6 protein-coding genes are annotated in these 13,367 nt (G+C 36.9%); 4 read left to right on the plus strand and 2 right to left on the minus strand.

Annotated elements, in window-relative coordinates; all coding sequences use genetic code 11:
* The first annotated feature begins 23 nt into the window (after positions 1-23).
* Positions 24-1,040, plus strand: coding sequence for an FAD:protein FMN transferase (locus tag R3E32_14970; protein ID MEZ4886035.1), 1,017 nt, complete (start codon positions 24-26; stop codon positions 1,038-1,040).
* Positions 1,041-1,161: 121 nt separating this feature from the next.
* Here the strand turns inward: R3E32_14970 and R3E32_14975 are convergent, their stop codons facing one another.
* Both R3E32_14975 and R3E32_14980 read right to left on the minus strand, forming a co-directional pair.
* The gene (locus tag R3E32_14975; protein MEZ4886036.1) at positions 1,162-1,833 is read right to left on the minus strand and encodes a hypothetical protein; all 672 of its coding nucleotides are present in this window, start codon (positions 1,831-1,833) and stop codon (positions 1,162-1,164) included.
* Positions 1,834-1,926: 93 nt separating this feature from the next.
* Positions 1,927-5,664, minus strand: a complete 3,738-nt coding sequence (locus tag R3E32_14980; GenBank protein ID MEZ4886037.1) for a CHAT domain-containing protein — start codon at positions 5,662-5,664, stop codon at positions 1,927-1,929.
* A 167-nt stretch (positions 5,665-5,831) separates the two neighbouring features.
* On the opposite strand from R3E32_14980, the gene R3E32_14985 reads away from it, so the two are divergent.
* The 3 genes from R3E32_14985 to R3E32_14995 all read left to right on the plus strand — a co-directional run bounded on the left by R3E32_14985 (position 5,832) and on the right by R3E32_14995 (position 13,268).
* Positions 5,832-9,515: an AAA family ATPase gene (locus tag R3E32_14985; GenBank protein MEZ4886038.1), complete on the plus strand. Its 3,684-nt coding sequence runs from the start codon at positions 5,832-5,834 to the stop codon at positions 9,513-9,515.
* 63 nt (positions 9,516-9,578) lie between these two features.
* Entirely contained in the window at positions 9,579-11,195 is a 1,617-nt protein-coding gene (locus tag R3E32_14990) for an AAA family ATPase (protein MEZ4886039.1), read from the plus strand.
* Positions 11,196-11,270: 75 nt separating this feature from the next.
* Positions 11,271-13,268 carry a tetratricopeptide repeat protein gene (locus R3E32_14995; GenBank protein MEZ4886040.1) on the plus strand — a complete coding sequence of 666 codons (1,998 nt, stop codon included), beginning with the start codon at positions 11,271-11,273 and terminating at the stop codon, positions 13,266-13,268.
* The last annotated feature ends 99 nt before the right edge of the window (positions 13,269-13,367 follow it).

Below are 13,367 nucleotides of genomic sequence, written 5' to 3' on the forward strand. Positions count from 1 at the left end.
TGTTCCAAAATACCCCAACACACATGAAACACCCTTTTCTCCTTCTCTCCTTTTTCCTTGTATGCACCTTCATTGGCTGCAAACAATCACCCGACCCCAAAACCGAACGCCTACAAAACACCGTTCAGTTCAAAGGCGAAACAATGGGAACATACTACGCCATCACCTACATAGATGCCGAAAAACAAAACCACCAAACGGCAATTGACTCAGTTTTCAAGGCTTTTGATTTTTCGGTTTCGACCTACAATCCCAAGTCCGTTATATCCTCCTTCAATCAAAACAAAACGGTAGATACCATTGAAGTAGATGCCACTTTTGCAGCCGTTTTTCGGCGTTCCAAAGAAATTTACCAACTCACTGAGGAACATTTCGACCCAACAGTAATGCCTTTGGTCAATTATTGGGGATTTGGAGCGGACAAAACCAAACCCGATTTGGACAGTATGGCGGTTGATTCCTTACAACAGTTGGTTAATTTTAAATCCCTTAACCTACTCGAAAAAGGCCAGCAGTTTTTTGTGGTTCGGCAACAAAAAGGTGTACAACTCGATTTCAGTGCCATTGCGAAAGGCTATGGTGTGGACTTGGTGGGTGATTTTTTGGCAGCAAAAGGTTTGACCGACTATTTTGTGGAAGTAGGAGGTGAAGTGGTCGCAAGGGGTAAAAATCCACGTAGTGAATGGTGGACAGTAGGTATCAACAAACCTGTAGAAAATGCTGCAACAACGGAAATTGAAGAAACCATACAACTCGAAAACCAAGCTATGGCAACTTCGGGCAACTACCGCCGATTTTACGAAAAAGATGGACAAAAATTTGTGCATACCATTGACCCAAAAACAGGCTATGCCACTCCCTCCAATTTGTTGAGTGCCAGCATTGTTGCCAAAGATTGTATGACTGCTGATGCTATCGCAACTGCCTGTATGGTGATGGGCTACGAAAAGGCAAAACAGTTCATTGAAGCACAAAAAGGTTTGAAGGCTTTGTTGATTTACAGCGATGGAGAAAAGATGGTGGATACATTTGTTGAGTAGTATAAGGCAAATTCAAAGCTCAAATTCAAACAATACTTTGGAAACAAATACATTGTATTTTAGAATTGCCTAATTTCAAATCAGAAACTCAAAAATATATTTTTCATTTTCATTCCTGACCTCATTTCAATGACCTTTCAAACTCCAAAAACTCCGCTTTTGCTTCCTCAAACAGGGTTTCGTTCAGCTTGAAATTGCCGTACCAGATGTGGTTAAAAATGTAAGTCAATTGTGAAAAAGGCTGACTGAACGGTGTATGGTTTAGCTCCAATTGGTAGTCGTAATTGGTTTTGTAGGGCCGCCAATGAATCAACTCCTTATCGGTCATTAGCTTCAGATTTTTGAGATAAAACAGCCGAATAGCCCTGCGGAAATGCCGTTTTTCGATGGCTTCTGCAATGAGTTGGTCAAAATTCAGTTCGTGGATATTTTCGTCTAGCACCTGATATTGAAGCCCTTGCTGACTCGGTTTTTTCATAAATAGTGTCGCAAAATTGGCATTGAGTAGCCGTTGAACCACATAAAGTAGCACCACAATCATCAAAACAAACCTCCCGTATCGCCACAAAAAATCAAGCGTTTTGAGGAAAGAACTGTTTTCTTCTCTCCTTAGCCATTCAAAAAATCGTTGCATCAAACTCGGTTGAGGTGGTGGACGGTCGTAGTAAAAATCAGAGTCGCTGAGGTAATTTTGCAGCTTGTCTTCATCAAAAGTGCGGACTTCAATGGGATAGTTTTCCGACTTTTGCAGCAAAAGGGAATCCATTGCCGCCTGTATCGAAAGGCTTGACAACAAACAGAGTATTGCTAAGAAGACTATTTTTGATAGATAATGAAACTGCAATAGAAATATTGTTTGTCGATTAAAGTACGAATTAAAATAATTTTATTTGTATATTTCTTTTTTCACTTGTAAAGTTTTGTCTATAGCTTTTAATTGCTTGTCTATTTCATTATGGCTTACGTTTGGATTAATTTGTATTTGGTAATTTCTAAGTCTATTCTTTAAATATTCTACTAATTTTATATTTCCTTGAGCTTTTAGCATTAAATATGAAAGCATTTTGATTATTGTTGCTGATTTCAAAGTATTTATCTTTAAAATACTAATCAGTGCATCTATATTTTTATAATGAGTATTGATATCAATATCTATCAACAAAAAATATAAAATAAATAATTTCATTTGATTGTTACTACTATCTAATTCTAATTCAGCAATTTTTTCTTGTATAATTTTTTCTAACGTTATATGTCCAATTGTGTCATAAGTAAACCCTTGTATTACCAAAGGTATAAATCCTTTTAAAATTCGTATTAAATGAAGAGCAAGTTTAGGTCTTTCTCTATCCTTAGACTCTATAATTTCTTGTGGGATTTCTGAAAATGATTCCATTAGTTGAAACCCCCAAATACATACTGTATCAATAAAAAATGTAAATATTTCATTGTCTATTAATTTTTCATCATTTTCTTCTACTTCAATATTTCTAAATACTCTTCCGAGTATGAATAAATATGTTTCAACTTTCTCATGTTCCTTTGCTTCTGAATCAAATTTCTTCTTTATAACTACATCGCTCGCTAAAATTTCCTCTGGATCTTCATGCTTAAATTCTAATTTATCAATTAATTCATCTTTTTCTTCATAAGTAAGAGGTGTTAAATTTTGGGCATCTACTTTTGAAGTCAACGTTGTCAACTCATTGCTTTCTTTGAATTCAGCTTTAAATAAATCATCTACAGATCCTTTTTGCAAATAATTCATTCTAAATTTCTCACAATATTTTTTTGTCTTTTTATATATTTTTTTTAAAAACTTCTCATTTAGCTTTTCATCCTTTTCAAAACCAGAGTAAAGTTCCAATTCGTTTTTATAAGAAAGGTATATATCGTTCTTTTTGATTACTTCCTTTAAAAAGTTTTTATCATAAAGCATTTGAGTAGCTAGAAAATATTCAAAGACTCCATTCAGCCGAAAAGAATACAATCCATCTTCAGTTCTTTTTAAAATCCCTTTTTCTTTTATATAATCTAAAACATCCTCAGGAAGAGCAGATCCTCTTCTCTTACTTTTTTCAAGAAATGAACGAACAATGCTAAAAATAGATTCATATGATGCGGCATACACTTGGTGAGCAAAATCGGAATATAATTTAAACGCTAAAAATGACAGTAATTTCTTATACATTGGATATGAAAACCTTGAGTTAGCATTTTCAGCTAGCTCTTTCCTACCTAATAATTCTTGAACATATAATTCTATTAATTCAGAATTGTTTTTAACTCCTATCGTAGTATTTCTATCAAAAATCCAAAGGAAAACTGAAACTGTCCAAAAATTAAAAGGAATTCTATGTTGGTTAAACACTTTTACTATCCTCTCCAAGATATTATCGGTTGTTTCAGGTGATTTATTTAAGGTTTTTTTAATAAGTGTTCTTATTTCAGTTCTTGAAACATCATGAAAAAACAGCTTTTTATAATGATTAAATCCATAATCAAATAGCTCAAATTTTCTAATAGTAGTTTGATCTCCACAAATAATATAAGAACAATGAGGATATGCACTAATAAATTCTGCCACTTGTTTTGTTAAAGACTTATAATTTGGATCAAAATTATCTATGAGAAGACGGAGATTAATTTTTTTTAACAAATCAGATGTGCTTTTTTTATTACTTTCAATGTAATTAGATATTAGTTTCAGAATATCTAAACTATGAGGTTTCTTTTTATATGATTCTAAATCAAGATAAAAAGGTATTGTGTTATCTAAAAAGATAGAATTAAAATTCAAAAGCTCTATTGCTACTTTGACCAGTAAAGAAGATTTCCCACATTTATCACTCCCGAATATAACAAAGTTATCGTCAATTTTGAAAAGGCTATTAAAACCATCCTTTACTCGAATCATATTTTCGGGACTATTATATGATTCAATTTCCTCTTTACTCTCTTTTAATGTAGGGTTTGTAAATAACTCTATGAACTCTTTATTTTTATCATTTTTGTGGAGAAACAAATCATTTCCTTTTTTAATATATTCCTGCCTTCTTCTTTGTAAAGTTTGAAATAACTTAACTTGTTTATTTTTTACTTCTACTTCTTGAAGTTTTGAAGCATTTTTTTCTATTGTATCACAAACCTCATTATTCTCTATTGATAAAGAATAGCTTTTTATAAGTATGTCTTTTGTAAAAAAAATAAAATCAATTAATGAAAATGACAAATTATCGTCATTTTGTCTATAAGTTGTATAAACAGAAACGACCATATTATTAGAAAGTATAGGCTTATTCTTAGTGGGGATTTGACCCATTAAAATAAAGTCGAAAATTGAATATGCATTATATTCAAAATCAATATCAAATGAATGCAAGTTAGAAGGGTGAACATTTGATAAAAGAAATTTGTAATCACACTTTTTTATACTATCGTTTATTTCAGTTAATACCTTCGAGGGGAATATTAATTTATTAGTACCATCGAAATTCCATAAGGAATTAATAACCACAAATCCAATGCTTTTATCACCTACTTGTCTAAAAAAAATAGAATATAAATCACTTATTTTATTGATAAAGACTTCGTCATTATCGATAAAATGTTGTTGTGTCGTTTCAGTAATAACTTTAGTAGGTTCACAACTAATTTTAAAATCATTAGAACTTGATAGTAATTTATTTATTTGATCCTCATCTTTTAAGCCTTGAATAAAAGAAGTAATCATCGAGGTTTTTGATAAATCAACCTCATTTTTACCAATTCCAATGAATAAATTATTTAAATCTACACCAACAGAATAACAAAGATTCCTTAACTGATTATAGGCATGCTTAATTAACTCTTCATCATATTTCATTACAAGATTTCCTGTGAAACATACAAAATCAACATCTTCGATTCCTTTTACAGATTCGGATAACAGTTTATCAATTTGTATTTTATTTAAATTAGTATAATTTAAATTTGACAAATGTAATATTCTAAGTCCAGTAATTTTCGTAATATTTACAGGAAAAGGTTTATAATCTCTATCTTTATCACTTCTTGAATATAATTCCCAGCTAAAATCAAATGACGCATCTCTCATCATCATAACAGCTTTCGCATCGCTCAACGCTTCCTTAACTGTAGAGTTAGAAGCTATAGATTTATAGAATTCTACTGCTACTTCCATAGCATCATATTGTTTTACTGCTTTGGTTGTAGCAATAACTGCACTGACTCCATTTTTAAGAAGATACTGTGCATGTTCTTTAGTATCACAGCCATTTAAAAAAACAAGTTTTAAACTATTATGGTTTTTAACTAATTCCCCAATAGCCTCTATCGATACTTGATGTGATTCACCTATTTCATCTTCTAAATTAATCATTTTATTACCTGCGTGACCAGAAAAATAAAATATATTAATAAAATTTCTATGTTTTTGAAATTTTCCAATTAGTTTATCGACTGTTGTATTTGCTTCTCTTATTAAATTACAGCAGTTACTATTTCTTAATTCATCAAAAATTTGAGAAATGGAATTTTCCTCTTCCATCAATGCTTCTAAGTAATTATCATTATTTTCACCCCAGTCATTAGCAAAGGCAAGAAATATAGTAGTTTTACTCATTAAATTATTTTTATTTTAACGAAACATATTTCGTCAAATATCCCACTTCTCGTCCAAATAACAAAGCATTTGTCAATAAAAAAATCACTCCAAACCACTCATTCAATAAAATTTACATAGAAATTCCCTATTTTTAACTTCTAATTTTTCATCATTCACATTACTCCATGAAAATCCTAAGCGTACACTTCCAAAACATCAATTCGCTCAAAGGCAAGCACAGCATAGACTTCAATAAAAGTCCCTTTGCAGAAGCAGGACTGTTCGCCATCACAGGTCCAACAGGTGCAGGAAAGACCTCTATTTTGGATGCGATCACCGTGGCATTGTACGGTCGAGCAGCCCGATACAGCAGCGATACGCCCTACGAATTGATGACCCGTCACACCGCAGAAAGCACTTCCGAAGTTGAGTTTGAGGTCAAGGGCAAACGGTATCGAGCCAAATGGCAATTGCGGCGGGCGAGAGGAAAAGCGGATGGCGCATTGCAGGGTGTGTATCATGGATTGGTGGATTTGGACACAGATAAAGCCGTTCAAGGAACAAGTACGGCAACCAAAGCCCGAAAAAAAATCGAGAAAATCATTGGGCTTAAATACGAGAGTTTCCGCAAGTCGGTTTTGTTGGCTCAGGGAGATTTTGCCGCTTTTTTGCAAGCGAAAGAGAACGAAAGAGGGGAATTGTTGGAGCGTATTACAGGAACCGATACCTACTCCAAAATTTCGGAGGCAGCCTTCAATCGTGCCAAAGAGGAACGCCTAAAAGCAGACCAATTGCAGCAACAATTGGGGCAAGTGGAATTACTTTCCGTAGAAGCCAAAGAAGCACTACAATTGAAAATTGAAGAAAAAAAAGACCGCAATTTATTTATCCGCAAGGAATTGGAAGGATTTCAACTCCAAATACAATGGCTCAAAAAATTGCAAGAATTGGAGGAAAAAGCCCAAACATTGCAGCAACAACAGCTTTTACTGCAAAGTAAAACTACTGCCCTTCAACACGACTTTTCCAAACTCCACCTTCACCAAAAAGCCGTTCCTTTCCAAGCAGATTTGAAAGACTGGAAAAGCCGACTCCAACAAATTCAAGACCTCAATCAAGCCATTCTGACCATTCGGGAAACCCTACTACCACAATTGGCACAAGCCAAAGACCATGCTTTTCAGCAGCAAAAAACGGCAAAAAAGGCATTGGACTTGGCGCAAGAAACACAAAAACAAACTGAACCGATTATTGAAGAAGTATTGAAGCTCGAAAATGAGATTACCTTACAACAAGCTTCTCTTCAAAAAGAACAGGCAAAATTGGCGGATTTGGAAAAGGATTTGCAGCAAAATCAAGCCGAACAGCAACGGTGGAAAGGGCAAAAGGAAAGCACCGAAACCGCATTGGAAAACACCAAAAATTGGCTCGAAAAGAACCAAGCCGACAATAATCTCAGCATTGACATTCCGTTGATTCAACAGCAATTGACATATTGGCAGGAAACCGAAAAAGAAGCATTGGCTCAAAAAAGATTGGTCAATAAAAAACGCACTGCAAGGGAATCGGAACAAACAAGCATGGATGCTTGGACAAAAAAAGTGCGCTACTACCAAGGTGATTTGGACAAAAAAACGGTGGAACTGGCCAAACTCGAAAACGAGCAGCAACAAGCACCTAAGCGGGAAATATTGGAGGAGAAACTACTGCAATTGCAGCCCATTATCACCAAACTCGAACAACAAATTGATCTCGCCAATACCTATCTAAAACGCCAACAACAAATTGAAGGTCTGCGCCTAAATTACGTGGAAAACCGAAGCTATTGGAACAAACTGCAAAAGGAACTCCAAGAGTTTCAAACCGATTTGGAGCGAGAGCGACAATCTTTGGAAAAGTCTGAAAAACTGTATGAAGCAGAGCGAACTATTGAAAGTTTGACAGACAAACGCATTTTATTGGAGCCTGGAAAATCCTGTCCTTTGTGTGGCTCGAAGCATCATCCCTACGCTGAGGGGCATTACCAAACCGATGTTTCAAAACGGAAAAAAGAATTCAATGAGCAGAAAAAAAAGGTAGAAATCCTGCAAAAAAATATTTCAACGCATGAAAGGGACATAGCAACTGTCGAAACAAAGCAAAAAAACATTGAAGAACAGGGTAAAACCTTGAGAGGGGAAAATGCGGAAGTAGCTGCTAAGTTTGAGGGTATTAACAAATTGCTACAAAGTGCTTATGAGATTCAAAGTGTTGCGCCCATCGAAACTGCCAAAAAACACCAACAGCAGTTGATGGACGATACCAAGAAACAATTGGATGCGGTCAAAAAACGAGAAGGCCAAATCAATGAACTACAAAAATCGGTGCAAAACCACAGTGAAGCCCTCCTAAAAGCACAAAACGAACTGGAAAGAGCCAAAGAAAACTGGCAAAGATTGGGTGATGAATGGAAGGAAATGACCACAAAACTGTCTGAAATAGAAGCCCAAAGCAATGAGCAAGAGTTGGTGGTAGAAAAAACATTGCAAAAATACAATACAAGCCTAAAAACGGCTCCGAATCACAAAAAAATCATTGGGGAACTAGAAAAACGTTTGGAAGTATATCAATCAAAATTGACACACAGGGACGGTTTGAAGGAAAATATCGAGTCTTATAAAGCCAAATTGAATACGGCTCGCGAGGTATTTTTGGAGAAAAATCGACAACGAATTGCGGTGGATGCCGAGCGAACTTTGCTGCAAAACAAGGTGGAAGAATTGGAGTCTTCCAAAACTCGCTTGAGTGCTGCTTTTGTGCTGAAAGATGCCAGAAAAGAAAGAGGGCGTTTGCGTCAAATCATTGACCAACAACAACAAATACTGGACACACAAAAACAAATCTACAATGACAAAGATGCCCAGTTGCAGAGCAAAAAAGACCTGTTGGAACATCAGCGTTTTGAACAACAACGCTTGAGTGAATTGCTTGAATTGGTAGAAGAATCATTTAAGGAAGAACTGAAAGTAGCTGGTTTCCCGACTATTTTGGCATTGGAGGAAGCAATGTTGGAGATACAAGAAGCGAATCGAATCGAAGTCCAACAAAAGCAGATTGAAAAAGAGGAAACAGAACTCAACAAATCCTTGACAGACAATCAAAAGACTTTGGAAACGGAGCAAGCAAAAGCGATGACCGAACTGGGTAAACTTGAGATTCAGGAGTCTATCAGTGCCAAAAAACAGGAAGAAGAGCTGGTGAACCAAGAAATTGGGCGCATCAAATCACAATTGGAGGAAGACGAAAAATTGAAGATCAGGTACCACGCTTTGACCTTGAAAATGGAGGAACAGACGAAAGAGTGGAAACGCTGGGAAAAACTGAATGAACTGATTGGCTCTGCAAAAGGTGACAAATTCCGCAAGTATGCACAGGGTCTGACCCTTTCTAAATTGATTCAATTGGCCAATATTCACCTCCAAAAACTGAATCCCCGCTACTTGGTGCAGAAGTGCAAGGATGATGAAAAAGCAGAACTTGAACTGGAGATAATGGATGTGTATCAGGCTGATACGGTGCGTTCGATGCGTACTTTGTCGGGAGGTGAAAGTTTTTTGGTGAGTTTGTCGCTGGCCCTGGGACTATCGGATTTGGCGGGGAGAAAGGCACAGATTGAGTCGCTGTTTATTGACGAAGGCTTTGGTACGCTCGACAGCAATACGCTCGATATCGCCATGACGACCCTCGAAAATTTGCAGTCTTCTGGTAAAACAATTGGCATTATTTCGCACGTTGAAGCATTGAAGGAACGGATTTCGACACGGATTCAAGTCAAAAAAATGAGTGGAGGGTACAGTACGCTTGAGGTGATGGATGGATTGGAGAAGTGATTGGTAAAACCTTTACCTTCACTTCTTCATTAATACAGTAAGATTTGAAGTCAATTGAAGTATATGAAAAAATTACCTTTAGCCAAGTCGGATTTTACAAGAATGATTGAAGAAGGGTATATCTATGTGGATAGAACCAAAGAAATGTACGACTTAATCAATTACAGTTCACATGTTTTTCTGTCTCGTCCAAGAAGGTTTGGTAAATCTTTGTTGATAAGCACTTTAGAAGCGATGTTTCAAGGCAAAAAGGAATTGTTTAAGGGGCTTTGGATTGAAGATAAAATAGATTGGAAAAAATATCCTGTACTTCGGATTGATTTTGGAAAATTAAACTACGATACATTAGCAGATTTTAAGCAGAAAATGGCGGATTTATTGGATGAAATCGCTTTGGATTATGCTATCGTACTTCCTTCTGCTCATTACAATAGCAAGATTGGTGAATTGATATCGGGAATTTATGAGAAAACGGGAAAGGAAATTGTGATTTTGATTGATGAATACGATGCCCCGATTGCTCGACATATTACTGATTTAGACATAGCTACCAAATACCAAGATTCATTGCGAGATTTTTACAGTATCTTAAAAGCACACAATGCTCAAATCAAGTTTATGTTTTTGACAGGCATTTCTAAATTTGCGAAAATGTCTATTTTTTCGGTCATTAACTTGATGAAAGATGTGAGTTTGTTAGACCCTTTTAACAATGTAGTAGGTTTCACAAAAACTGATTTAGAACTCTATTTTGGCGAATACATCCAACAATTTGCTCAAAAGGAAAAACTGAATGAATCTGAAATAGTGGAGAAAATGACTACTTGGTACGATGGGTATTCATGGGATGGTCAAAATAGGGTATTCAATCCTTATTCTATTGTGAATGTCTTGAAAGACCTAAAATTCAAAAATTATTGGTTTGAAACAGGAACGCCCAGCATTTTGATAAAACTCATTAAAGAAAAATATTCTAGGGAAAGGCAAAAAGCACCGACCATACAAGAGTTTGAAAATACCCAAACCGTTGCATTGGATAGCAGCTATGATTTAGAACAAGGTATTCCTTTGGTTAAATTATTATTTGAAACGGGATACTTAACAGTCAAAGAAATAGAAAAAGTGGTGGACGATGAGCTTTTCACCTTGACCTACCCCAATCACGAAGTCCGTACTTCCTTCAATGCCTTCATTTTATCTGCTTTTTCAACAGATCGAATAGACATTATCCAATCCAAAGGAACATTGATGAAAAAAGCCTTGATAGAAAGCGACTTAGAAAGGTTTTTGACCCTTCTTCGCTCTCTTTTTGCTGCTTTGCCTTATCAACACCGCAACAAAGCAAGTGAAGCCTACTATCACGGTTTGTTTTATTTGGTACTGACACTTTTAGGGGTAAAACCCAATTTGGAGGATGCAACGGATAAGGGACGGATTGATTGTACCTTGGATCTGGGCAAGAAAATCTACATCATCGAATTCAAATATAGTGAAAAAGGAACAATGGAGCATCTGTTGAAGCAATCCATGACCCAAATTGACCAACTCAAATACTACGAACCGTTTGAAGGTTCTGGTAAGGAAATTTGGTTGTTGGGTGTCGGTTTTTTGGTGAAAGAGGATGCCAAATTGAAGAAAAATGTGCTTTCCATTGAAGGAGAATTGAAGCGATATTCTTAGTATTTCGCTGCCTTCCTCTATAATTCTCCATTTTGTGCTTCCAATTCCACCCAAGACTCATTATCTTGCCCTTCTATGAAACGCAATACGCTTCTATTGAGCATCCTATTTTGTTGTATCGGATTGTTTGTCGTCTGTCAGTCGCCTACCAATCAGGGTGAAACGATACACGACAAACCATCCGATTTACCCTATCTCAACCTACACGATACGGTCAAATATGTGGGAATGCAAGCCTGTCAAAGCTGTCACCAAGAAATCTACGAAACCTTCATCCAAACAGGCATGGGGCAGTCTTTTGACCACGCAACTCCTCAAAAAAGTGCCGCAGAATTTGGCGACCATGTAGTACTCTACGACAGCCTCAACAACTTCTACTACAAACCTTTTTGGCAACAAGATTCACTCTATATCAAGGAGTTTCGGCTCGATAAGACTTCAAAAGATACCATTTATCAGCGCAACCAATATGTCAAATACATCGTCGGTTCGGGGCAACATACCAACTCCCATATTTTTGACGACAATGGTTACTTGTACCAAGCCCCCATCACTTTTTATACCCAAAAAGGTATATGGGATTTGGCCCCAGGTTTTGAAGGAGGATTCAGTTCTCGCTTCAATCGGATGATTGGTTTAGAGTGTATGACCTGCCACAATTCGCTGCCCAACTTTGTGAAAGGGTCGGAAAACAAATATTTGAACTTACCAAATGGCATCAGTTGTGAACGCTGTCATGGTGCGGGAGAAATACACGTCAAACAAAAACTGGCAAATGAAATTATAGACACGTCTAAATATGTGGATTATTCGATTGTGAATCCGAAACGTTTGCCCCGCCCACTCCAATTGAATCTCTGTAAACGCTGCCACCTTCAGGGCATTGCAGTATTGAAGGATGGCAAAAATTTTGATGACTTCAAACCTGCCATGTATTTGCATGAGGTGATGGATGTTTTTTTGCCCGAATACGATGGCAATGAAACCCAATTCATTATGGCATCACAAGCGCATCGAATGGAAAAGAGTGCCTGCTTCAAAAACAGCGATATGACCTGCCTCACCTGTCACAATCCGCACGTCAGCGTCAAATATACGCCCCGTCAAACCTTCAATAATGCTTGTATCAATTGCCATAAAGTTTCGGACATGGCTGCAAATACGACTGGAAACTCAGAAAGTGAAAAAGAAGATTCAGAGGCTGTTGTGACCAATTGTAGCCTTCCTAAAACACAGCGCATCACAAAAAACAACAACGATTGTTCGGGCTGTCACATGCCTATTTCGGGAAGCATTGACATTCCGCACGTCACGATTCACGACCACTACATCCGCAAACCAATTCCTGAAACGGAGAAAAACAAAATCGAAAATTTTATTGGTTTGCAGGCTGCAACGGATGGGGCAGTAGATGATTGGACGACTGCAAAGGGATATTTGCATTTTTATGAAAGTTATGCACCAAAGGTCACATTCTTGGATTCGGCGGCGTATTATTTGCAGCGAAGCAAGGAAGGCAATCCATTGAAAACGTTGGAAGTGAAGGTACATTTGTCTTATCTGCAAGAAAATTTTGAAGCAGTCATTGAAGCTGCCAACGTCCTGCCTATTTCCAAAATCAAAGACGGCTGGACGGCTTACCGCATTGGAGAGGCTTTTTTGCAGCAAAAACAATACGAAACGGCAGCCGACTATTTCAGCAAATCGCTGGACATTCTTCCTTTGAATCTCGACTTCAAAAACAAACTGGGCGTGGCGGTGATGGAATTGGGCAATATTGAAGGGGCGCAGAAATTGTTTGCTTCTATTTTGGAGGAAAGCAATCAGCACATTGCAGCGTTGACCAATTTGGGCTTTGTGATGGTCAATTTGGGCGATTTGAAGGAGGCAGAACGTTTGTATGAACAGGCTTTGGCTTTGAGTCCCGATTATGTGCCTGCACTGTTGAATATGGCTGGACTTCAATCGCTTAGACGCAATGCATTGAAGGCAAAAAGTTTGGTAGAAAGGGTCTTGGAATTGCAGCCAGAAAACGAACAGGCGAAGATGATTTTGGGGCAGTTGCGGAAATAGTTGCCTCACAAAGTTAATGAGTGTTGTCAAATGTAAAGAAATGATAAAGATGGAGTTGCTTAACACTTCTTAGTTCTATTTAGAGTTTATTGGCATTGA

The sequence above is a fragment of the Chitinophagales bacterium genome, assembly GCA_041392475.1.
Classification (GTDB): Bacteria; Bacteroidota; Bacteroidia; order Chitinophagales; family UBA2359; genus JAUHXA01.